This window comes from Pseudodesulfovibrio thermohalotolerans (assembly GCF_021353295.2).
GTDB classification, from domain to species: domain Bacteria; phylum Desulfobacterota; class Desulfovibrionia; order Desulfovibrionales; family Desulfovibrionaceae; genus Pseudodesulfovibrio; species Pseudodesulfovibrio thermohalotolerans.
In genome coordinates this window covers 3,061,901-3,082,105 of sequence record NZ_CP120635.1, presented here as the reverse complement: position 1 = coordinate 3,082,105, position 20,205 = coordinate 3,061,901, and the positions used below count along the sequence as shown (strand labels likewise).

General features: G+C 62.3%; 26 protein-coding genes. 9 read left to right on the top strand and 17 right to left on the bottom strand.

Annotated features, from left to right (window positions below):
* Positions 1-166 precede the first annotated feature (166 nt).
* Positions 167-1,360, top strand: a complete 1,194-nt coding sequence (locus LF599_RS14455; protein WP_269943467.1) for a putative sulfate/molybdate transporter — start codon at positions 167-169, stop codon at positions 1,358-1,360.
* Positions 1,361-1,460: 100 nt separating this feature from the next.
* A complete protein-coding gene (locus tag LF599_RS14450; RefSeq protein ID WP_279521261.1) occupies positions 1,461-2,312 on the top strand; it encodes an amino acid kinase family protein in 852 nt (283 codons plus the stop codon).
* Between the two features lie 384 nt (positions 2,313-2,696).
* On the opposite strand, the gene LF599_RS14445 is transcribed toward LF599_RS14450, so the two are convergent.
* Complete coding sequence (locus LF599_RS14445) at positions 2,697-2,900, bottom strand: hypothetical protein (protein ID WP_269943468.1); 204 nt, start codon at positions 2,898-2,900, stop codon at positions 2,697-2,699.
* Positions 2,901-2,991: 91 nt separating this feature from the next.
* Between LF599_RS14445 and LF599_RS14440 the strand changes: the two genes are divergently transcribed.
* Positions 2,992-3,336, top strand: a complete 345-nt coding sequence (locus LF599_RS14440) for a helix-turn-helix transcriptional regulator (RefSeq protein WP_279521260.1) — start codon at positions 2,992-2,994, stop codon at positions 3,334-3,336.
* Here the strand turns inward: LF599_RS14440 and LF599_RS14435 are convergent.
* The 12 genes from LF599_RS14435 to LF599_RS14380 form a co-directional block, all read right to left on the bottom strand.
* Entirely contained in the window at positions 3,314-4,081 is a 768-nt protein-coding gene (locus tag LF599_RS14435) for a hypothetical protein (RefSeq protein ID WP_279521259.1), read from the bottom strand. The two genes, LF599_RS14440 and LF599_RS14435, sit on opposite strands and share 23 nt — an antisense overlap.
* Before the next feature lie 98 nt (positions 4,082-4,179).
* Entirely contained in the window at positions 4,180-4,326 is a 147-nt protein-coding gene (locus tag LF599_RS14430; RefSeq protein ID WP_269943471.1) for a hypothetical protein, read from the bottom strand.
* Between the two features lie 6 nt (positions 4,327-4,332).
* Positions 4,333-5,529 carry an MFS transporter gene (locus LF599_RS14425; RefSeq protein ID WP_279521258.1) on the bottom strand — a complete coding sequence of 399 codons (1,197 nt, stop codon included), beginning with the start codon at positions 5,527-5,529 and terminating at the stop codon, positions 4,333-4,335.
* Positions 5,529-6,689, bottom strand: a complete 1,161-nt coding sequence (proB, locus tag LF599_RS14420) for a glutamate 5-kinase (RefSeq protein ID WP_269943473.1) — start codon at positions 6,687-6,689, stop codon at positions 5,529-5,531. Before proB ends, LF599_RS14425 begins: the two co-directional genes overlap by 1 nt.
* Positions 6,690-6,867: 178 nt before the next feature.
* Positions 6,868-7,896 carry a GTPase ObgE gene (gene obgE / locus LF599_RS14415; protein ID WP_269943474.1) on the bottom strand — a complete coding sequence of 343 codons (1,029 nt, stop codon included), beginning with the start codon at positions 7,894-7,896 and terminating at the stop codon, positions 6,868-6,870.
* A 107-nt stretch (positions 7,897-8,003) separates the two neighbouring features.
* Positions 8,004-8,273, bottom strand: a complete 270-nt coding sequence (gene rpmA / locus LF599_RS14410; RefSeq protein WP_269943475.1) for a 50S ribosomal protein L27 — start codon at positions 8,271-8,273, stop codon at positions 8,004-8,006.
* A 20-nt stretch (positions 8,274-8,293) separates the two neighbouring features.
* Positions 8,294-8,605 (bottom strand): 50S ribosomal protein L21, encoded by a 312-nt coding sequence (gene rplU, locus LF599_RS14405; RefSeq protein ID WP_279521257.1) that lies wholly within the window; start codon positions 8,603-8,605, stop codon positions 8,294-8,296.
* Between the two features lie 134 nt (positions 8,606-8,739).
* A complete protein-coding gene (locus LF599_RS14400) occupies positions 8,740-9,468 on the bottom strand; it encodes a ComF family protein (RefSeq protein WP_279521256.1) in 729 nt (242 codons plus the stop codon).
* Between the two features lie 8 nt (positions 9,469-9,476).
* Positions 9,477-10,088, bottom strand: coding sequence for a flavodoxin family protein (locus LF599_RS14395; RefSeq protein WP_279521255.1), 612 nt, complete (start codon positions 10,086-10,088; stop codon positions 9,477-9,479).
* The gene (locus LF599_RS14390; protein ID WP_269943477.1) at positions 10,089-10,286 is read right to left on the bottom strand and encodes a hypothetical protein; all 198 of its coding nucleotides are present in this window, start codon (positions 10,284-10,286) and stop codon (positions 10,089-10,091) included.
* A gap of 47 nt (positions 10,287-10,333) precedes the next feature.
* Positions 10,334-10,954, bottom strand: coding sequence for an MBL fold metallo-hydrolase (locus LF599_RS14385; RefSeq protein WP_279521254.1), 621 nt, complete (start codon positions 10,952-10,954; stop codon positions 10,334-10,336).
* Positions 10,954-11,475, bottom strand: coding sequence for a nitroreductase family protein (locus tag LF599_RS14380; protein ID WP_279521253.1), 522 nt, complete (start codon positions 11,473-11,475; stop codon positions 10,954-10,956). Before LF599_RS14380 ends, LF599_RS14385 begins: the two co-directional genes overlap by 1 nt.
* 143 nt (positions 11,476-11,618) lie before the next feature.
* On the opposite strand from LF599_RS14380, the gene LF599_RS14375 reads away from it, so the two are divergent.
* The 6 genes from LF599_RS14375 to LF599_RS14350 all read left to right on the top strand — a co-directional run bounded on the left by LF599_RS14375 (position 11,619) and on the right by LF599_RS14350 (position 16,657).
* Positions 11,619-12,176, top strand: a complete 558-nt coding sequence (locus LF599_RS14375) for an RNA polymerase sigma factor (protein ID WP_279521252.1) — start codon at positions 11,619-11,621, stop codon at positions 12,174-12,176.
* A complete protein-coding gene (locus tag LF599_RS14370) occupies positions 12,169-12,741 on the top strand; it encodes a glycogen-binding domain-containing protein (protein WP_279521251.1) in 573 nt (190 codons plus the stop codon). Before LF599_RS14375 ends, LF599_RS14370 begins: the two co-directional genes overlap by 8 nt.
* Complete coding sequence (locus LF599_RS14365; protein ID WP_279521250.1) at positions 12,725-13,501, top strand: hypothetical protein; 777 nt, start codon at positions 12,725-12,727, stop codon at positions 13,499-13,501. The genes LF599_RS14370 and LF599_RS14365 overlap by 17 nt, the downstream gene beginning before the upstream one ends.
* A 91-nt stretch (positions 13,502-13,592) precedes the next feature.
* Positions 13,593-14,549, top strand: coding sequence for a tetratricopeptide repeat protein (locus tag LF599_RS14360; RefSeq protein WP_269943481.1), 957 nt, complete (start codon positions 13,593-13,595; stop codon positions 14,547-14,549).
* A 25-nt stretch (positions 14,550-14,574) separates the two neighbouring features.
* Positions 14,575-15,489: a hypothetical protein gene (locus LF599_RS14355; protein WP_279521249.1), complete on the top strand. Its 915-nt coding sequence runs from the start codon at positions 14,575-14,577 to the stop codon at positions 15,487-15,489.
* A 172-nt stretch (positions 15,490-15,661) separates the two neighbouring features.
* The gene (locus LF599_RS14350) at positions 15,662-16,657 is read left to right on the top strand and encodes an HD-GYP domain-containing protein (protein WP_269943483.1); all 996 of its coding nucleotides are present in this window, start codon (positions 15,662-15,664) and stop codon (positions 16,655-16,657) included.
* Here LF599_RS14350 and LF599_RS14345 read toward each other — a convergent pair.
* From LF599_RS14345 to LF599_RS14330, 4 genes are all read right to left on the bottom strand, one after another.
* The gene (locus LF599_RS14345; protein WP_279521248.1) at positions 16,647-17,078 is read right to left on the bottom strand and encodes a GNAT family N-acetyltransferase; all 432 of its coding nucleotides are present in this window, start codon (positions 17,076-17,078) and stop codon (positions 16,647-16,649) included. The genes LF599_RS14350 and LF599_RS14345 overlap by 11 nt on opposite strands.
* Positions 17,075-17,836 carry an acyl-[acyl-carrier-protein] thioesterase gene (locus LF599_RS14340; RefSeq protein ID WP_269943485.1) on the bottom strand — a complete coding sequence of 254 codons (762 nt, stop codon included), beginning with the start codon at positions 17,834-17,836 and terminating at the stop codon, positions 17,075-17,077. Before LF599_RS14340 ends, LF599_RS14345 begins: the two co-directional genes overlap by 4 nt.
* 87 nt (positions 17,837-17,923) lie before the next feature.
* Entirely contained in the window at positions 17,924-18,514 is a 591-nt protein-coding gene (locus LF599_RS14335; protein ID WP_279521247.1) for a MarC family protein, read from the bottom strand.
* Between the two features lie 71 nt (positions 18,515-18,585).
* On the bottom strand, positions 18,586-20,199 hold the full coding sequence (locus LF599_RS14330; RefSeq protein ID WP_279521246.1) for a DNA repair protein RecN: 1,614 nt from the start codon (positions 20,197-20,199) through the stop codon (positions 18,586-18,588).
* Between the last annotated feature and the right edge of the window lie 6 nt (positions 20,200-20,205).

The window sequence follows — 20,205 nt, the reverse complement described above, 5'->3', positions numbered from 1 at the left end:
ATGGACTCGTGTTTCATGAAAGGCTCCTGGTTGCCGGAAACGTGCCGGAATTGGGACGAATTGTCATGGAAAGAAGGCGGGAAGTCAACAGATTGCGGTTGCGTGCATTGTGCCGAATCTGTTAAATCCTCCTAAAGTCCGAGGAAATTAACCGGGAGACTGGCTTATGAAAATTCGCTTCGACAGGATGGAATGGGCCGGGTCCATGGGCGACCTGGGCACGTTGCTGCCGCTGGCCTTCGGCATGATAATGATAAACGGACTGTCGGCCACCGGACTGTTTCTGGCCGTCGGACTCATGTACCTCATTGGCGGGGCCTATTACCGGGTGCCCATCGCCGTGCAGCCCATGAAAGTCATTTCGGCGTACGGCATCGCCATGGCCCTTACGCCCCAGGTCATCACCGCCTCGGGCATTCTCCTGGCCATCATGCTCCTCTTCCTAGGCGGGACCGGGCTGGTCGACAAGGTGGCCCGTCTCGTGCCCAAGCCGGTCATCCGGGGCGTGCAGCTTTCCACCGGCATCCTGCTCCTCGCCAAGGGCGTCCACCTCATCGTGGGCAAGAATCCCTTGCAGGTTATGCGCGGCGCGGTGGAGCCGTTTCTCGCCGTCCAGTCCCTGGGGCCGGTGCCCATGTCCGTGGTGACGGGGGTGGTTTTCGGGTTGGCCGCGCTGTTGCTCCTGCGCAGCAACCGTTTCCCGGCCGGGCTTGTGGTGGTAGTGGCCGGAGTTGTTTTCGGGGCTGTTTTCGGGGCGTGGCGCGAACTGGCCGTTATCCGTCCTGGCCTGCATTTCCCGGAAATCCTGCCCTTCGGCATCCCGGCCCTGCCGGACTTCAGCTTTGCGCTGCTCGCCTTGGTCGCTCCGCAGATACCCATGACCATGGGTAACGCGGTCATTGCCAACAGGGATCTCAGTTTCGAGTATTTCGGCAACGAGAGCCGCCGGGTCACGGACAGGGCCCTGTGCATCTCCATGGGGCTGGCCAACGTGGTTTCGGCCCTGGTGGGCGGAATGCCGCTCTGCCACGGCGCGGGCGGGCTGGCCGCACACTACGCCTTCGGAGCACGCACGGCAGGGTCCAATATCATCATCGGCGGATTGTTCGTGGCTCTGGCAGTATTCCTGGGGGCCCAGTCCATAAACGTCCTGCATCTGCTGCCCATGGGCGTACTCGGAATGCTCCTCTTCTTTGCCGGTGCGCAGTTGGCCCTGACCATCCAGGATGTCCAGAGTCGCTCCGGCCTGTTCGTCATGATGGTCATGCTCGGCATCACCATGGCCTCCAACCTGGCCTGGGCGTTCGGCGTGGGATTGTGCCTCACCTGGATCATCAACCGGGGCAAGATCAACATTTAGGCATGATGCTCCGTCGGGCTTGATGCCCGGCGGCTTGCCATTTTCCTCCGGGCAGGTACAATGGCTTGAAATCCATAAACAGACCTCGGAGGAAAACCGAATGGGCAAGCTGATAAAGGAAAAGGACGAGAAGGGCAGGCTGCATATCGATACACCGCTCATGGGCGAGTCGCTGGTGGACCGCAAGCTGCTTAGGAGCACTGAGGCCGGTGAGTATTTCCGTATGCAGCCGGACGTCAACGTAATCAAGATCGGCGGCCAGTCCATCATGGACCGGGGGGCCAAGGCTCTCTTTCCCATCCTTGATGAACTGGTCAAAGCCAAGGAAAAACACAAGATTTTGCTCATGTGCGGTGGCGGCACCAGGGCCCGTCACGTCTACTCCATCGGCGTGGACCTGGGGATGCCCACCGGCGTCCTGTCCAAGCTCGGCGACAAGGTGTCGGCCCAGAACGCCGAGATGCTCTCGGTGCTGCTCGCCAAGCACGGCGGAGCCATGATCGGCCACGGCGCGCACCTTGAGCAGTTGCATATGTACTGCCAGCTCGGCTATCTGCCCATCACCACCGGCATCCCGCCTTACGGCTTTTTCGAGCATCCGGCCGAGCACGGTTCCATACCGCCCCATCGCACCGACTCCGGTGCGTTCCTTCTGGCCGAGAACATCGGAGCCAAGTCGCTTATCTATCTCAAGGACGAGAAGGGCATGTTCGAGAGCGACCCAAAGAAGGCCAAGGATAGGGATGCCCTCAAGTTTTATGACAGGATTCACGTGGACGAACTGCTTGAACTCGATCTCGACGATCTGATCGTCGAACGTCCGGTCCTGACCTTCCTCAAGAACGCCAAGACCCTCAAGTCGTTCCAGATCATCGATGTCCTTAGGCATCCCGAACACCTCCACGCAGCCCTGGACGGCGAGCACGTGGGGACCATCGTGTACAAGGATTAGCCGTTTCCCTGTTTGGAAGGGAACGGCGGCAAACCCGTGGAGGCGGACCGTTCGCGGTCTGCGTTCCTTTCGGGTCGGCCCCGATCCGCTGTGGCCGGGCGTGCGAAAAGGCGGCAGCCGCCCCAGCCGTGGCTTCCCGGCCAGTTATGCGTATCACGCAAACGGCATGAACAGGCCCCGGCCCATAAAGGGCCGGGGCTTTCGCTGTTTTTTTGCCGGGCGAACCGCGCTGCAAAGCGTCCCGAAAACGTGTTCCGGGGCGGACGGATATGATGAGGGGCAATGCGGCTGCTCGTTTTCCCGGGGTGAGATTTCGTGCGGGAGCAGCCGTCAACATGAGGGGGAAGTCCCCGGGAAAGTGCGGGCGCGCTGTCGCTCGCCGTTTTAAGCGTTCTTGTGTGCGCCTTCGCCGTCGCGCGGGAGGTAGACGACCTCTGCTCCGGTGTGCTCTGCCAGTGCGTTGAGTTCGCACTTGCGCACACGCTTGGCGTAAATCTTGAGATCGCCGCCCTGGACGCCGACCACGCGGAATCTGGGTCTCCTGGTGCCTTCTTCAGCTCTCGAACGTTCACGAACGAATATCTTCATTGTTGCCTCCTTGGCTTGTGCCTTGATGGATAATTGTCTATAGTGAACATATATCCTTTAAACACATATAGTCAAGAAGGACTTTACATTCATGTCGCAAAAAGTGGGTGGCTCCAAGCCGCAACGATACGTGCAACCCTCCCTGCTCATGGCGCTCAGGAGCGGGCCTTCCTATGGATATCAACTCATTCAGTCCATTGGAGACTATGGTTTTTTGCGGGGGGACGCGCCTCCGGGCATGATCTACCGGCACCTGCGCCAAATGGATGACGAGGGACTGGTTTCCTCCACCTGGGACGCGGAGGGAGACGGCCCGGCCAAGCGGGTCTATTCGGTGACGGCGGAGGGGTTGGAGGTTCTGGAGGCGTGGATACTGCACATGGAGAGGCAGCGCGACAAGCTGGACGCCTTTATCAGGCGATACCGGGAGCCGTAGCCGCTCTTTTGCGCGCTCCCTGGCCGTGCCCGGCCTTGGGGCGTTTCCCATGGGCCGGTTCCCATACGCCGAATCCGGCGGCGCGAACCTGCAACACGGGCTTTCCTCCCCACAGGGAGGGCCGTATCCAGGCGGCGTTTTCAACGGCGTCGCCGGGCCGGGGCACCAACGGGTCGCGGTCCACGGAGACCACGTCGATGCCCGCCGCGAAGAGGTCCCCAACGGTCATGGCGTCGGGCAGATCCCGCAGTTTTCCGTATTCAATGAACCGGCCGCACCAGCCGAAACGGGTCAGCCCCACAGCGGCCAATGCGCCGATGATCCCGTCATTGGTCCCGCCCAGGCCGAGCAGTTCTATGGGGAGTGCCAGGTCAATGGCTTCGCCCTGGGTCAGTTTGGCGGCGGTGGCCTGTTTGCCGAATTCCACCATGCCCGGCGTGACGGCATCCTCCCGCGCCATGCACAGGCCCGGGTCGCTGCCTGGTGCGCAATGCGTGGTGAGATGGCTTGCGGCCAGCTCCAGCAGGGGGTCCGTGGACAGGTCCGCGCTCATGTCGATCAGAGCGCAGGCCGAGCTGTTGTTGGAGGTGAAGGGGATGTCGCGCAGCCGGGGGAGCTGATGGCGGACAATGCCCCGCAGAGCGTACCCCTCTGGCAGAAGTTTGGCGAATTCCCGTACCAGCCGTCCGGTGCCAATGGGCGAATCGTGATCGTCGGTGTCGTCGAAGCCTAAGTATATCAGCATGTTTTTTTATCCCTCTTATGCTGTTTTGAGCATAATGGCATGGCCTGCGGCGGCGGGCAAGAAATCGGCACCTGCCGAAGCATTGGCACCAGGGGGGATCAGGAAAGGATGTGGCGGTACAGGGCGCGTTCCCAGCAGTTTGAAACCAGGATGGCGGCCCGATGGGCCATGCCCAGTGAGCGGAGTCTGCAATAGACGTGCAGGGGATTGAGGCGGTGTTGCAGGCGCGATCTGAAGGAGGTCATGTTCTCTTATCGGTTTGAATTTCCCGAAGGATTAGAGGTTGGGATGGTGTTGGTGATGCACAATCGGGCCAGGACCAGGATGGCGACGGCGCAGGCGAATCCGCCCCAGTACACGGCACTCATGCCGGACAGGGCGTAGAGACCGCCCATAATCATCGGAGCTATGGTCTGGGCCAGGCGCAGGAGCAGGCCGTTGGCGGCCATGAACGCTCCGCGCTGCTCCATGGGGGCGATGGTGGTCAGCATGGTCATGACCGTGGGGATATTCAGCCCCTGGGCCAGGCCGAAACAGATGACCGGCGGGATGGTCATGAGCAGGGACGGGGCGTAGGGCGTGAGCGCCATGGCCAGACCGTAGAGCACGGCGGCGGCCATGAGCAGGGATCGCTGCCCGAAACGCTGGGTCAGCTTGCCGAGCTGGAAAGAGGCGATGCCCGTGAAGCCCGAGGCGACCAGGAAGACCAGGCCGATGGTCGCCGGAGAGGCCGAGAACCTGTGGCTGAGCAGGATGGGCAGGTAGGTGACCAATGGCCCGTACAGGATGATGAAGGTCAGCAGGGTTGTGGCGAACAGGGCCATGGTCTCGCGAGTCTTCATTCGGCGGAAGGCGTCGGAGAAATATTCCTTGAGGCTACCGGTTTTCTGCGGCTCCGGGGTGTTCATGAAAAAGAGGATGGCCAGTCCGAGGGGGATGGCCAGCAGGGGGAGCAGGAAGGGATAGTTCCAGCCGAGCAGCGCCAGGAACCCGCCGAGGGCGGGGTATCCGGCCGTGCCCATGGCCAGCACCGAGGCGTTGTAGCCCATGGCCTGGCCGCGTTCCGGCCCGTGGTACAGGTCGCCGATCATGGTCGAATAGAGCACGCCCAGCGGCGCCGCTCCCACTCCCTGGAAGAATCGCAGGATTAGAAGCTGCTGCATGGTCTGGGCGAAGAAACAGGCGAAGCCGAAGCCGCTGAAGATGAACAGCGAGGGCACCAGGAGCACCTTGCGGCCCATGCGGTCGGCCAGGATGCCGACGAGGGGTGAGAAGAGCACTCCCGGCAGGGTGAACGAGGAAATGACCAGACCGATCTGCACCGGCCCGAGATGGAGGCCCTTCATGATGTCCGGCAGCGCCGGGATGATGGACGACACCCCGAGCACGGCCATGAGCGTGACCCCGAAGACAAACTGGAGGTTGCGGTCGAGGTAGATTTTGCGCATCAGATGGCCGCGTCAAGGAGCATGTTGTCGCGGTGGACGGCCTCGTCGGAGACCGTGGGGCCGATGATGGCAGCCAGTTCGTCGGTGCGTTTGCCTTTGATGCGGCGCAGTTCGTCCGCTGAGTAGTTTGTCTGGCCGACTCCAAGCTCGTTCCCGTCCGCGGTCTTGATGAAAATGAGGGCTCCCCGGTCGAAGCAGCCTTCCACCTCGGTGATGCCGATGGGCAGGAGCGAGGTCCCTTTGGTCATCAGCGCGTTGGCCGCGCCTTCGTCCACCAGAATGGATCCGCACGGGTTGTCGTGGTAGGCCAGCCAGAATTTCTTGTTGGAGACCACCCGGTCGTCGGGCAGGACGAGGGTTCCGCCCGCGCCGCCGTTCAACACGGCTAGGATGTCGAACTGGCCCTTGCCCGAAACGATCAGGGTGGGCACGCCCAACTGGGCCGCCCGACGGGCCGCGCGCAGTTTGGAATACATGCCGCCCGTGCCCACGTTGGTCTTGCCGTCGCACATGGCTTCAAGATCCATGGACGCGATGTCCTCGATGAGCGGGATGGGCTTGGCGTCCGGGTTGCCGTCTGGATTCTTGTCGAAGACGCCGTCGGCCGAGGTCAGGTTGATGAAGATGTCCGCGCAGATCAGCCCGAGGCACATGGCGCCGAGGGTGTCGTTGTCGCCGAATTCCAGCTCGCGGGTGGAAACCGTGTCGTTTTCGTTGACGATGGGGATGACGCCCCATTCCAGAAGTCGCTCCATGGTGTTGCGGGCATTGAGGAACCGTTCGCGGAGCTTGAGCCCGCTACGGGTAAGCAGGACCTGAGCGGTGACCTTGCCGTGACGGGCGAACGCCTCGTCGTAGTCGTGCATGAGGCGTCCCTGGCCCACGGAGGAAGCGGCCTGACGGGAGGCCATGTCCTTGCCGTTGTGTCGTTGCCTGCGGGTTCGCTCCAGGATGCGCTGCTTGCCTGCCGCCACCGCGCCCGATGAGACCAGAACCACATCAAGGCCCTTGTCGGACAAGATGGAAATCTGGTCCGCGAGCCGATTGATTGCGGCGTTGTTCAGGCCGTCGCCGGTGGTGATGACGGCGGAGCCGACCTTGATTACCACACGGCGGACGTCGTCAAGGAGATTATCTCTGGTGATGCGCGATTTTGTCATGGGGCGCACGGTACTCCAACTGGTTGCGGCCTGCAAGGAAGGACTTGCCGGGACGGCGGGACAACGCGTTGTTTCGGCTCATAAATGGAAGCCCCGTCATGTGCGGGGCTGGGTGTCGTGGGGAAGGCCCCAAAAGGCGCGGTGAGGACAGGGTGTCCTGCCGTGGGGAAGTGGAGGGTTATTCCTTTTCGAGCAGCGCGAGTTGCCGCCACATTTCGGCCATCAGCTCGTCGACGCCTTCGCCGGTCAGGGCGGAGATGAAGAAGACGCGCTCGCCCGAGGCCTCGACCTTGGCCTTCATGTCGGCCAGATCTTCCTCGGACAGGGTGTCGATCTTGTTGATGACCTTGATCTGCGGCTTGCTACCCATCTCGGCGTTGTACTGGGACAGCTCCTGGTTGAGCATGGCGTAGCCGCCTGTCGGATCGTCGCGATTGACGTCCTCGGCGGCCAGGATGTGTACCAGGAAGCGGGTGCGCTCCACATGCTTGAGGAAGGTGATGCCCAGGCCGCGTCCCTCGCTGGCCCCTTCGATGAGGCCGGGGATGTCGGCGATAACCATGCGCGTGAAGTCGTCGTCTTCGATGACGCCGAGGTTGGGCACAAGCGTGGTGAACGGGTAGGCCGCGATCTTGGGCCGGGCCGCTGACACCTTGGAGATGAAGGTGGACTTGCCTGCCGAGGGCAGGCCGAGCAGTCCCACATCCGCCAGGATCTTCAGCTCCAGGCGTATCTGCTTTTCCTCGCCCGGAAAGCCGGGTTCGGCGTATCGCGGGGTGCGGTTGACCGAGGATTTGAAGTGAAGGTTGCCGCGTCCGCCTCGTCCGCCTTCGCAGATGACGATCTCGGTGCCGTCCTCGACCAGGTCGGCGATGAGTTCTTCGCGGGTGGTGCCGTCCTCTTCCTCGATGATCTCGAAGACGAGGGTGCCCACGGGCAGTTCCACGATCAGGTCTTCGGCGGCCTTGCCGTAGCGGTCGCGGCCCATGCCGGGCTGGCCGTTTCTTGCGGCATAGTGGCGTTTCAGACGGAAATCGTAGAGGGAGATCAGCCTGCCGGAGCCGCGAAAGATCACGTCGCCGCCCTTGCCGCCGTCGCCGCCGTCAGGCCCGCCCTTGGGCAGGTTGGCTTCGCGCCGCAGGCTGGCGCAACCGTTGCCGCCCTTGCCGGACGCCACTTTGATGGTCGCTTCGTCTACGAATTTCATGTCTTTCCTCTTGCCGCTCCCGAATGGGCACGCTTCACTTCAACGCAAAAAACGGGCAGGGAGCAATTGAGCTCCCTGCCCGGCAAAAAAACACGCGCAATCGGGAACTATGCCTCGGAAGGCGTAACACTCACGCGAGTCTTGACGATCTTCTTGCGAGTGAACTTTTCAAATTTGACAACGCCGTCGACCAGGGCGAACAGGGTGTAGTCCTTGCCCATGCCGACACCTTCGCCGGGATGAAATTTGGTTCCGAGCTGACGCACGAGGATGTTTCCGGCGAGCACTTCCTGTCCGCCGAAACGCTTCACGCCGCGCCGTTGTCCGGCACTGTCGCGACCGTTTCTGGAGCTACCACCAGCTTTCTTATGAGCCATGTTATCCTCCCTTCCAGGCCTTAGGCCTTGATGGAATTGACTTTCAGTTTGGTGTAATCCTGGCGATGACCCTGGGTCTTGCGAGCGTCTTTCTTGGACAGCTTATGGAAGACCACGACTTTTTCGCCGCGGAGATGGCCCAGAACTTCGCACTCGACCTTCGCCCCCTCTACATAAGGAGCGCCGATCTTGGTGTCGCCGTCCTTGTCAACCAGGAGAACGGAATCGATGCTCAGCGCGTCGCCGGCATCAGCCTTCAGCAAATCTACATTGAGTTCAAGACCTTCCTCAACGCGGTACTGTTTTCCGCCGGTCTCGATGATAGCGAACATAATAAAAACCTCCAATTCGTAAGAGGAGGCAAACTAGCCGCAATACGCGGAGGAAGTCAAGCCTTGCGTAGCGTTTTTTCGCAATTTTTTTATGCTATCACCGTGAGCCGGGCAACATCAACATTATTTATGGGTTAGAGGTCTCGTCGGGTTCGGGCCAGGACCAGGACGTCCACCGCCGCGCAGCCCGCGCGCCGCAAGGTCCGGGCGCATTCGCGCAGGGTCGATCCGGTGGTGTAGACATCGTCCACCAGAAGCACCCGCCTGCCTTCGATCCGGGCCGGGTTCGCGGCAAAGGCCCCCTTGATGTTGATTTGCCGTTCCTTGAATCCGAAGCTGGTCTGGGGCGGCGTGTTCCGGGTGCGCTCAAGGCCGTGGAGGAGCAGAGGCAGCTTGAGCCGCCGAGCCAGTCCCCTGCCGATTTCCGCGCTTTGGTTGAATCCGCGCCAGACGAGCCGCCTGCCGTGCAGGGGGACCGGAACCACGGCGTCGGGAGTGCGCCCCGGGCGCGCTTCGAAGGCCTCGATTCCAAGCGTGGCCAGGAGCCGGTTGCGGTCGTATCTGTTCCCGAACTTGTACCCGATGATGAGTTCGCGCATTCTTCCCGCGTAGGGGCCGTGGAAATAGAGTTCGTCCCAGGGCGGCGGTTCCAGGCGGCAATCCGGACATTGGGAGGGCGGATCGGTTTCGTGGCCGGACATGGCGCCGCATGTCGGGCACAGACCGCCGGTGCGCAAGGGCAGTCCCTCGGCGCAGGCGTCGCACAGGACTTGCGAGCCGTCCGTCATGACGGCGCCGCAGACCGCGCAGCGCCCGGCCCCGAGGCCGAGTTTCCGGAAGAGGGCCGGGATGGATCGGCGCATGGATGCCGTCAGGCCTCTTCTAAGGCCGTGGTCCAGGCCCTTTCGCCCAGCTCCGCGATCCGTCGGGCGGAGTCGGACTCGGCGTGGAGATCTTCGCGGGTGTCCAGTCCCCGGAAGGTCAGGGGGGCGGCCAGGTCCATATTGAAATTCTGGACGAAGTATTTGAGCGTCAGCCGAGCTCCGTCGAAGAGCTTTTCCCCTGATGGCTGACCGGCGACAAGGACCGCGTGGGCCGTGCGCCGGGGCAGGCCCGCGATCCACGGCTCGTTGTCCAGCCTCGCCCGCCAGAACTGCTGGCCCCGGTCTATCCACGTCTTGAGCCGGGACGGCAGATGATAGAAGTAGATGGGCGAGGCGAAGAGGATGGTCCTGGCGGTCAGGCAGTGCTCGAACAGATCCCAGGCCTGATCCTTGGGGCCCAGGACGCACCGCGTGATGCCCTGCCGCTCGGCGACGTCACAGTATCCGCAGGCCAGGCAGGCCAGGACTTCGTAGTTGCGCACGTAGAAGACGTCGGCCTCGCCCCCGGCCCGGCGTACGCCTTCGGCCAGGAGCTCGGCGGCCCTGTCGGAGTTTCCCCCCCGGCGGTGGGAGCAGGCGAAGACGGCGGCGCGGCTCATTTACGGCTCCTTGTCGTATACTGGTTTCTTCCTGGTCATGACCGCCCTGGCGTGGTCCTCGAATTCTTCGATCTCGAAGGTCCAGTCCGGGAACACGTGCTCCTCGTGGCGCACCTGGGCGACTCCCTTGAGGGAGACCAGGGCTTCAATCCTGTCGGCGCGGGCGAAACGGAGGTACCAACCTACCTCCAGTCCCACCCCTCAACACTTGTCGCGAATGTCGATGCTAACGGGTTCGCTCATTGTCAGAATCCCCCGAAAAACGGATTGTGGTTGCGCTCGTCTCCGACCGAAGTTTCCGGGCCGTGGCCGGAAAGCAGCCGGGTTTCGGGCGGCATGGTGAATATGTGTTCGTTGACAGACCGCTTGAGCGCCTCGATGTCGCCGCCCGGAAAGTCGGTGCGCCCGATGGAGCGGTAGAAGATCAGGTCGCCCACGAAGGCGGTCCCGGCGTCCGGGAAATGGAAGGTCAGGCTGCCCGGTGAATGGCCCGGCGTATGGAGGACGCGGCAGGCCGCCCCGGCAAAGGCGGTTTCGCCCTGTTCGAGGTTTTGCCATTTGTAGGGGGCGATGGGCGGCAGGCCCATGTCTCCGCCTTTGCCCAGCCAGGTGTCCATGAGGTAGCCGTCCGCGTCGTTGGCCATGATGGGCGCGCCCGTGGCGTCGGAGAGCGCCTTGTTGCCGGCGGTATGGTCGAAATGCAGATGGGTGTTCAGGATGACGGTCAGGGTCAGCCCTTCGTTCTCAAGGTATTCAAGCACGGGCGCGGGGTCGCCGCCGGGGTCCACGACCAGGGCTTCCTTGCCGTTGGCCAGAATGTAGCAGTTGGTCTGCAGGGGCCCCAGGGGGATGGTGGTTATATTCATTAATAATCCTCCAACATCAGTTCGGAGAGAGGTTTGCGGGTGGAATCGCCCTTTTGGTCCGGGTGTCCCAGGGCGATAACTGCCTGGAGTTCGAATTCGGATTCGGAAAGTCCCAGGGCCGACAGGGCCGCGGGCTGGTCGTTGACGATCTGGCCGAGCCAGACCGCGCCGAGTCCCAGGGCGTGAGCGGCGAGAAGCATGTTCTGGATACATGCGCCAGCTCCCTGGTGGTCCTTCATCTCGCTGTACATGGACGCCTTTTCGAGGAATACGCATACACAGGCGGCCGAGGCGCGGACGATGCGCGCGTACTTGGTGCATCCGGCCAGCTTCTCGCGGCGCGGATCATCGCGGGCGATCACCAGGAACCGCCAGGGCTGGTTGTTCAGGCCGCTGGGGGCCCATCGGCCCGCTTCCAGGATGGCGGCGAGTTCCTCCCGGGTCACGGGTTCGTTCGTGAACCGGCGGATGGAGCGGCGTTCCCGGATTGCTTCAAGCACCGGAGTCTCATGTAAGTGCACGGTTGTTTTCTCCTTTGGTCTTCGTGTAGAGTTTTAGCCTAGTACAAAACTCCGGGCAAGAGGGTGTGACCTAAACCGCTGTGGGAGCGTATAGGTAGGTGCAGATGAGTTGCGGCCTCCTCGGGGGACTCGCCGGAAAGGAAATGAAAGACAAACGCGAAGCGGAAATAATACGAAAAATACTGCTGGGCGACGTCCAGGCGTATGGCGTGCTGGTACGAGAGTATCAGCGGCCCGTGTATAACCTTATGCTTCGCATGACAGGCGACGAGGACATTGCCGCCGATCTCGCCCAGGACGCTTTTGTCAGGGCCTATGAAAGGTTGGCCTCGTTCAACCAGCGCAGACGGTTTTTCCCATGGCTGTACACGCTGGCGTTGAACGTGGCCCGGGATTGGGGCCGACGGGAGGGCCGGGACAGGCATGTGTTCGTCGAGGACGCGGCGGTTCTTGTTCGCGAACAGGACAGGCTGGACGAGCCCAAGGCCGTTAACGACCGGATCGACGGGGCCAAGGCTTTCGCGGCCGTGATGGATCTCGATTCGAAATATCGCGAGGCGTTGATTCTCAGGTATCGACACGATTTCTCCATGCAGGAGATCGCGGAGACGCTGGGGATCGGAATCAGCGCGGCGAAAATGCGCCTGAGCAGAGGGCTGGACATGGTCCGGCAGCAATTCGACGGGGGAACCAATGACTGAAAAACGCAATAAAACCCATATGGAAGACGTTATCATCAACGCCGTGCAGAACGGGCCCGAGGTCGACCCTCCGGCTGACCTGACCTGCCGGATCATGGGCCGGCTGCATCCCAAGCGGCCGTCCCTGTGGATACGGCTGCGGATGTGGTTCCTGCGGCCCTGGGTGGTGACCGTTCGGCCCGTCACGGCCATTCCGGCCATGACCCTGGCCGTCGCCCTGCTGGCGCTCGGGTTCGTGGCCGTCCGCGAACCCGTGGAAAAGGGCGCGCCCGAGCTTGCCTCCGTCCGTTTCGTGCTGCACGATGCGGGGATGCACGCCCGCAACGTCTCGGTCGTCGGGTCCTTCAACCACTGGCGGGCGGAGCGTTCGGTAATGTGGTACAGTCCGAAAGCCAAAGCCTGGATACTCGAAGCCCAGCTTCCGCCGGGCGATCACGAATATCTCTTCCTGGTGAACGGAACCCAGTTTGTGCCCGATCCCAACGCCCCCATGACCAGCGACGACGGGTTCGGCCACAGAAATTCGATAGTCTTTGTGAACGGAACAAATGAACAAGCGTTATAGCCTCCGTACCCTGGCTCTCCTGCTGGCGCTGTGCCTGGCCTTCCCAGCACGCCCGGCGGGGGCCGGGGATGAACTCGCCTTCGTGTCGGAACGCGCGCTCCAATGCGGCGTTCATTCCGAAACGGTCGATCGCGTTCACGCCGCCGTGGACTCCGGCGAGATCGACGGGGCTCACGGGGCCGACCTGCTCCTGCCGCTCGTCGAGGCCTGCGGCCTGGAGCTTCCCCTGGCTCCTTTCGAGGACAAGCTGGAAGAGGGCCTGTCCAAACACGTCCGGCCCCAGGTTATCGCCCATGCGCTTCAGGAGAAGGTCGAGGACTATGTCTTTGTTCGCAATCTCCTGCCCGAGCCAAGGGAAAAGGTGGACATCCACGCTCTGGAGGCCCTGGCCGAAGGAGTGAGCAAGGGGGTGCCGCGCGAGGATGTCGAGGCCTACGCCGCCGAGTTCGGGGGCGTCTCCGTGCAGCGTCGCATCCCCTTCCTGGTCGGGGCCGAGATGGTCTCCCTGCTCGGTCAGGTCCGGTTCGATTACGACCTGACCCGGACCATGCTTGAGGCCGGATTCGCCTCGGATTCCCTGACCCCGGAGTGGAATTACCTCATCCGCCTCGTGCTTCTCGCCCGGGAGCGGGGCATCAAGGACAAGCACGTCGCGTCTCACGCCGTCATCGTCCTGTCCGACCGTGGCTCCCTGGGCGATCTCTACGCCCGGCTTGGCATCACCGGCCGCAGCCTGACCGGGGGAGCCGGTTCCGATTAATATTTCTCGATTTGTATGTGACCTCGCGGTCATATCGACTGTATATCCATTTGAGGGGTCGAGAGACCCGGAAACCCATGGGAGCCTTTGAGTGAAGAAGTTTATCGCGATGCTGCTTGTCGCATCCGTTCTGGCCGCCGCCGGATGCGCCAAGGTGGTGGGGCCGTATTATTTGCAGCAGGAAAAGTACAAGGAAGGAATCAGGGTCATGGGCGAGCGGTTCAAGGAGAACCCCGATGACGCCGATTCGGCCTATTACACGGGCCGTTACTACCTGGCTTTGAACGAGCCCGAGAAAGGTCTTTCCTATCTGGAGAAGGCCGCTGAACTCGCCCCGGGCAACGCGGATTATGTCTTCTGGACCGGGGTGGCCTACTGGGCCTTGATGGATTTCGACCGGGAAAGGGCCGCCTACGAAAAGGCAGTGAGCCTCGACCCGAATCATATTTCCGCCCACCTCTACCTGGGGCACGGCTTCGTGGACCGGGGACAGTGGGCGCAGGCCCTCAAGGAATACGACGTGGTCCTCGGATTGGACCCGTACAATCCGGAAGCGCTGTACAACAGGGCGCGGGTCCTTGGGGAACTTGACAGGAAGAGCGGCGAGATTGCGGCATGGAAGCAGTTCCTTGAGTATTATCCCGACGGGAGCATGGCCATGACGGCCACGGAACAACTCAATCTGCAAGGGGACTTCTCCTACCGCAATCACATAATCGGGCAGCGGAACGTCACGTTGAAAAGCATGACGTTCAAGCCCGGAACCAGCGTCCCGGATGCCGACGGCAGGGCTTCGCTGGCGGTGCTCGGCGCGATGATGAAGGCCAACAGGGACTTGGCGGTGCACATAGTCGCCTACGTGAAGGGCAATGCCTCTCTGGCGAAGGCCCGCGCCGCAGCCCTGCGCGACTACATGCTCAACAGCAACCCGGACATAGGCCGGGCAAGGCTTCCGTTGAGCTGGTTCGGAACGGCTGAAAAGGTCGAAGTGGGCGGTAGCGTGTTCGCCCTGGACCAGGCGGTGAACTTCATTACCGAGGTTCGATAAGCAATTGGAGAATAAGCATATGTCCATGATGAAGAATAAATTCGGTTTGTTGCTCCTTATTTTGGTCCTCGCCCTTGCGGTTGGGGCTCCCCGCGTCATGGCGCAGACGGATGATTCGGCTTCGGACGCCGGTTCCCAGGTGACCGGCGACACCGGCGATACCGCTGACACCGGCGATACAGGTGATACCGGCGATACCGGCGATACGGGCGACGATGAGGCCGAGGCCCCGTCCTTTGCCAATCCGGCCCAGGCCGCCAAGGCTGAAGCCCTTGCCGCAGCCGTGGCCGAAGTCTCGGCCCGGAACGTTGCCGAAGCAGAGCAGGGCGTGACCGAGGCGCAGGCCGCCGTGGATACGGCCGCAGCCGCCGTTGAAGCGGCCCGCCAGGCCGAGGATGCGGAAGCCGAGGCCCAGGCTCAGGCCGCACTTGACGCGGCCATGGCCGGCCTCCAGAAGGCCCAGGAGAACGCCGAGCAGGCCATCTCCGAAGCGGCGTCCGTGTCTGTTGAATCCATCGCGTCCATGCGGGCCCAGGACATGGGCTGGGGTGTGATCGCCCAGGAACTGGGTGTGCATCCGAGCACTCTCGGTCTCGGGCACATGAAGCAGCAGAACAAGACCCAGGCCCGGGCCAACAATCGCGAGCATGGCCGGTCCATGGTCGCCAAGGCCGCCCAGCCCGGCAACGCCACCGGCCGCAATATCAAGTCCGGCGTGTCCCGCACCCCCGGCGTGAGCGGGGGCAAGGGCTCCAAGGCCGTGGGGCTGAGCCGCGCTTCGGACAAGGCCAAGTCCGGAGCCGTGAACTCCAACTCCTCCAAGGGCAAGGATTCCTCGGGCCGCGGCAATTCGGGCAACTCCAACGCAGGCGGCAACGGCAAGGGCAAGGGCAAGGGCAATTCCAATGCCGGCGGCAACGGCAAGGGCAAGGGCCACTAGTCTTTTCCCAAACGGCTTTAGACCAGGCGGTCCCCGATGTTCGGGGACCGCCTTTTTTTTGGCTTATCCGTTTCAAACGCATTTTCGGGGCCGCTGTATTCTCCTGCTCTTCAAAACAAGGGAAAATCCGGGTATGGGTCTGGTTCATGGCGGAACAAACCAAGGTGAACGAATGGCAGACAACACCGACTCAGCCTCCCTGTCCGAGACTTATCTTCAGATCAGCCCGAATATTCTGGCGAGTTTTCCCAAGTTCAGGCCGCCGGTGGACCTTTACTTCTATGATCCGGATGTGGCCCGCACCGGGCCTTACCTTCGGGCCGGGGAACGGCTCTCCCGGGAGGGACAGGACGAGGTGGCGCGTTTCGCCGAGGAAGGACGCCTCTACCTCCTGCGGGACGACTATCGCGTCTATGCCGAGCACCTGAGCCGGGAACTCGGCCTGTTGCTTGTGGAAGAGGGCTTTTTGCCTTTGGAGGTGGCCGAGATATTCTTCATCGCCTTCCGCAACCGCATGGACGAGTTCCTGAACCGGCCCACGGAGGACACTTACGAAGACTTGCGCACGGACGTGAGCATCCTGGCCGAATACATCTGGATCGATCCGAGCCGGGTGGATTTTCTGACCCATACCCTGGAGCGGGAATACGACCTGTCCGTCCATTCGGTGAACACCATGTTCATCGGCCTGGCCCTGCATCTTCGTCAGACCGGCGGCCAGGTGGAAAAGGCCGGGCTCGTCAGTCTGAGCCTCGGTCTGCTGCTGCACGACCTCGGCATGGTCATGGTTCCGAAATTCATCCGTGACAAGGAACAGTATCTGGTTCGGCGTGACCGCGAGTCCCTTGAGCGGCATATCGAGGCGGGGTTGAACATGCTCAGGCGGCTAAAGGTCCGCGATCAGGTCATTCTGGATTGCGTTGAGCAGCACCATGAGCGGCTGGACGGCTCGGGCTATCCCGCCCGCCGGTTCGACAAGGACATTTCCGCCGAAGGCAGGCTCTGCGCCATTGCGGACTCGTTCTCGGCCATCATAGGCGACAGGCCGCACCGTTCGGCCCGCGACATGTCGGAGGCAGTGCGGATGCTGGCTGAGGACGGCAGACGCTATGATTCGGACCTGACCGCTCTGCTGGCCGGTATCATGGCCGAGCGGATCAAAGAATGATGTACCCCTGCGATGCGGACCGCTCGGGGTTTTCGAAACGGGCCATGGCGGTGCGCATGGGCTTGAATCCGAGGCGGGCGTAGAACGGTTCCTTGCCCGGCACGGACCAAAGGACCACGTTGGGCGTGCGCAGCCGTTCGAGCATGGCTTCCATCATTCGCGTTCCAAGCCCCTTGCCCTGGTGTTCCGGGGTCATGCACAGGTCGTAGATGACCGATTGCACCGTGCCGTCGCTCAAGGCGCGTCCCATGCCCACCAGCGTTTCCCCGTCCCGGGCGAAGCAGACCAGGTCGCTGTTCTCGAAGGTTCGGCGAAGAACGTCGGGTTCGCGGACGCCCAGGGGGGCTTCTTCGAAAATTGCCGCCGCCCGTTCCCAGTCCACGCCGTCCGTGTCGAAGCGCAACGAGACGGACGCGCTCATGGACGTTTCCACCAGGAGCGCATACGCACGATTTCCTTGTTGTCGGAAATTCTGGTCAGGGTGTGCAGGAAGGTGTCCATGCCCTGGTCGGGGGCGTCCATGGTACAGGCCGAGATATATTCGTCGCCGGGAAAGGATTCGCTGCGGAACTGGATGTCCACCCCGTGGCAGCGGTTCTCCCTGACCCAGTCCTTGGGCACGGATTCAAAGCAGTATTCCAGATACTTCACGTTGTTGACATGACCGTTGATGTCCATGTCCGAGCGTCGGGCCGTCAGTTGCGCGGTGTGTTCGCCGTCTTTGAGCCGCGTCACGGCCTTGGTCGGGAAGACCAGGGCATGTTCGCGCTCGGGAATGCTCCGTTCAGGGAGAACGGCGTCGGGCGGATCAGCTCGGTGGGTTCGGGTGTTCAGCGTAACCCAGGATGTGGTGGCCGTCCCCATTTGCCCGTTCCCGTCGGAGATCACGAAGTCGCGCAGGGCCACCAGCCGTTCTTTGCCCGAAGGCCAGGTCAGGATCGAGGTCCGTTCTCCAAACCCCGGGAGTCTGTCCATCATGAGGTGGAGGCGGGCGAGAATCCAGAAATGTCCGCTCTGCTCCAGGTCGTGGTAGCCGAAGCCGAGTTTGTCGGCATGGCGCGAAGCGATGTCCTGGAGCTGGTCGCAGATGGCGGTGACGGACACGCGGCCGTCCGGGCGCGGTTCGTAGGAGCGGATGTCATAGCCGTGTTCGAATGTGAATGCTGAATTGGTTGTCATGGCAACCAATTCCTAGGGCAGATCCGGTCTTGTGTAAAGAGGGGGCCGACACCGAGCGTGTTCAGGCGGCCCCGTTGCCGGAAGAAATCAGGACAGGAAGTTGCGCACGCCCGCGAAGATGATCTGGGCGGCCATGGCCGAGAGAACCAGCCCGGTGATCTTGGTCAGCACGTTGATTCCCATTTTGCCGATGACGCGCATGGCCGTGGAGGCGGTTATCAGGAGCAGGCCCACGGACAGGCAGGCGCAGATCAGGGCCGCCGCGCCGATGAGCTTATGCTGGGTGGTGGACAGTTCCGCGCCGAGAATGAGCAGGGTACCGATGGAGGCCGGTCCCACGGTGATGGGAATGGCCAGCGGTACGACGGCCACGTCCGAGTCGTCGTCCGTCTCGGGCCGCTGGCGTTTGCCGGAGACCAGGGACACGGCGGACAGGAACAGCAGCGCCCCGGCTCCCACCCGGAAGCCGTCCAGGGTGATGCCCAGGGTGGAGAAGATCGGGTTGCCCGCGAAATAGAGGGTCAGCGCGATGACCAGTACCGCCGAGATTGTCCGCACGGCCAGCTTGCGCTGCTCCTTTTTTTCCATGCCTTCGGTCATGGACAGAAACACGGAGAGCACGAAAAATGGAGTCAGGAGAAAAAAGAGCTTGATATACAGGGAGATAAACAGGTTCACAACATACCCCGCGCGTTGCGCGTACTAAAAAGTTTCAGGAGGAAGAGGGGATGGGGGGTACGGGACCCCCTCTACCTGCACAGTTTTTCTGCCAGGGCCGCGCCCTGCTCGCCGCCGCCGGCCATGCGGGCCAGCTCGCATTTGATTTCGCCGCCCTCAAGCCGTTCGCAACGGGTGTAGGTGGCGTTGTCGACGACTTCCTTCTTGATAAGGAAGTGCCGGTCGGCCATACGGGCGAGCTGCGGCCAGTGGGTGATGAGCAGCATCTGCTGGCGGTCGGCCAGTGCCCGCAGCTTGTTGCCCACCGAGTTGAGCGTGAGCCCGCCGATGCCCGCGTCCACTTCGTCGAAGATGAGCGAAGGGGCGGCGTCCGCTTCCCTGCCGTCTTGGCCGCGCATGGTCACGAGCGCCAGCAGGAACCGGGAGAGCTCGCCGCCCGAGGCTATCTTGTCCAGGGGCTGGGCGGGCTGGCCGGGGTTGGGCACCCACATGAGGCGTCCGCGCATGTCGTCGCAGCCGGGGTAGAGCTCGCGGGCGTCGAAATCGAAGTGGACCTTGACGTGCTCGGAGAAACCGAGGTCGGTCAGCTCGTCCACGATGCGGATGGCCAGCTCTCCGGCGGCCTTCTTTCGGGCGCGGTTGAGTTTGGCCAGGGTCTCCTTGAGCGCGGCGGCGGCCTCGCTTTCCTCGCGGCCCAGGTTCTTCATGTCCAGGGCGCAGGCGTCCAGGAAGGAGAGGCTATCGTCGATTTCAGTCTTCATGTCAACGATCTCATCCAGGCCGCGCCTGAGTTTCCGCTTGAGCTTGGCCAACTCGAAAAGGCGGGCCTCGATGTCGTCCAGGGACATGGGGTCGTCATCGTCGAAATCCTTGGGGCCGCGCCGTAGCCGGGAGTCCAGGTCGTGCAGCCGCATCCGGAGTTCCTCGATGGCTTCGCGGTCCTCGTCGAAACCGGGGAAGAGCCGGGCGATGATCTCCATCTCGCGGTTGAGCAGGGTCATGGCGTCGAGCAGCCCGATCTCGCCGTGCAGGACGTTCAGGGCGTTTTGCAGGCATTCGCCCGCCTGCTCGCGGTCCTTGAGGATTTTCTTGCGCGCTTCAAGCTCGTTTTCCTCATCCGGCTGCGGGTCAACGTTGTCGATCTCCTTCCTTTGGTATTCCAGGAAGTCCCGCTGTTTTTGCAAATCCTTGAATTTCTCGGAGAGCCGTTTCTTGCGTTCGAGCACGTCGTTGAGCGCGGCGAGGCGGTCGTTTTTCTCGGCCGGGAGGGACTGGTCCGGCAGGAACGAGTCGAGAATTTCGGATTGGAAGGCCGGGGAGAGGAGCTTCTGCTGGCCGTGCTGCGAGGTGTGGATGACCAGCCGCGCGCCCATGTCGCGGATGGTTGGCTGGGAGGACAGGACGTCGTTGACGTACACCCTGCTGCGTCCGGTCTCGGCGGAGAGCTCGCGTCGGATCACGGTTTCGCCGTCGGGCAGGACGAAGAGCGCCTCGACCGTGGCCTTGTTCGCGCCGGGGCGGACAAGCTTCTTGTCCATGCGTTCGCCCATGAGGAAGTCCACGGCCCGCAGGATGAAGGATTTGCCTGCGCCGGTTTCGCCGGTCAGGGTGTTCAGGCCGGGCGAGAACTCCAGTTCGGCGTCCTCAATGAGCGCCAGATTTCGGATGCGCAGCAGTTCGAGCATGTGATG

Excerpts from the sequence above, each read along its gene's own strand:
- LF599_RS14455 (WP_269943467.1), top strand. The coding sequence starts at position 167 with ATGAAAATTCGCTTCGACAGGATGGAATGGGCCGGGTCCATGGGCGAC.
- LF599_RS14450 (WP_279521261.1), top strand. The coding sequence starts at position 1,461 with ATGGGCAAGCTGATAAAGGAAAAGGACGAGAAGGGCAGGCTGCATATC.
- LF599_RS14445 (WP_269943468.1), bottom strand. The coding sequence starts at position 2,900 with ATGAAGATATTCGTTCGTGAACGTTCGAGAGCTGAAGAAGGCACCAGG.
- LF599_RS14440 (WP_279521260.1), top strand. The coding sequence starts at position 2,992 with ATGTCGCAAAAAGTGGGTGGCTCCAAGCCGCAACGATACGTGCAACCC.
- LF599_RS14435 (WP_279521259.1), bottom strand. The coding sequence starts at position 4,081 with ATGCTGATATACTTAGGCTTCGACGACACCGACGATCACGATTCGCCC.
- LF599_RS14430 (WP_269943471.1), bottom strand. The coding sequence starts at position 4,326 with ATGACCTCCTTCAGATCGCGCCTGCAACACCGCCTCAATCCCCTGCAC.
- LF599_RS14425 (WP_279521258.1), bottom strand. The coding sequence starts at position 5,529 with ATGCGCAAAATCTACCTCGACCGCAACCTCCAGTTTGTCTTCGGGGTC.
- proB (WP_269943473.1), bottom strand. The coding sequence starts at position 6,689 with ATGACAAAATCGCGCATCACCAGAGATAATCTCCTTGACGACGTCCGC.
- obgE (WP_269943474.1), bottom strand. The coding sequence starts at position 7,896 with ATGAAATTCGTAGACGAAGCGACCATCAAAGTGGCGTCCGGCAAGGGC.
- rpmA (WP_269943475.1), bottom strand. The coding sequence starts at position 8,273 with ATGGCTCATAAGAAAGCTGGTGGTAGCTCCAGAAACGGTCGCGACAGT.
- rplU (WP_279521257.1), bottom strand. The coding sequence starts at position 8,605 with ATGTTCGCTATCATCGAGACCGGCGGAAAACAGTACCGCGTTGAGGAA.
- LF599_RS14400 (WP_279521256.1), bottom strand. The coding sequence starts at position 9,468 with ATGCGCCGATCCATCCCGGCCCTCTTCCGGAAACTCGGCCTCGGGGCC.
- LF599_RS14395 (WP_279521255.1), bottom strand. The coding sequence starts at position 10,088 with ATGAGCCGCGCCGCCGTCTTCGCCTGCTCCCACCGCCGGGGGGGAAAC.
- LF599_RS14385 (WP_279521254.1), bottom strand. The coding sequence starts at position 10,954 with ATGAATATAACCACCATCCCCCTGGGGCCCCTGCAGACCAACTGCTAC.
- LF599_RS14375 (WP_279521252.1), top strand. The coding sequence starts at position 11,619 with ATGAAAGACAAACGCGAAGCGGAAATAATACGAAAAATACTGCTGGGC.
- LF599_RS14370 (WP_279521251.1), top strand. The coding sequence starts at position 12,169 with ATGACTGAAAAACGCAATAAAACCCATATGGAAGACGTTATCATCAAC.
- LF599_RS14365 (WP_279521250.1), top strand. The coding sequence starts at position 12,725 with ATGAACAAGCGTTATAGCCTCCGTACCCTGGCTCTCCTGCTGGCGCTG.
- LF599_RS14355 (WP_279521249.1), top strand. The coding sequence starts at position 14,575 with ATGATGAAGAATAAATTCGGTTTGTTGCTCCTTATTTTGGTCCTCGCC.
- LF599_RS14350 (WP_269943483.1), top strand. The coding sequence starts at position 15,662 with ATGGCAGACAACACCGACTCAGCCTCCCTGTCCGAGACTTATCTTCAG.
- LF599_RS14345 (WP_279521248.1), bottom strand. The coding sequence starts at position 17,078 with ATGAGCGCGTCCGTCTCGTTGCGCTTCGACACGGACGGCGTGGACTGG.
- LF599_RS14340 (WP_269943485.1), bottom strand. The coding sequence starts at position 17,836 with ATGACAACCAATTCAGCATTCACATTCGAACACGGCTATGACATCCGC.
- LF599_RS14330 (WP_279521246.1), bottom strand. The coding sequence starts at position 20,199 with ATGCTCGAACTGCTGCGCATCCGAAATCTGGCGCTCATTGAGGACGCC.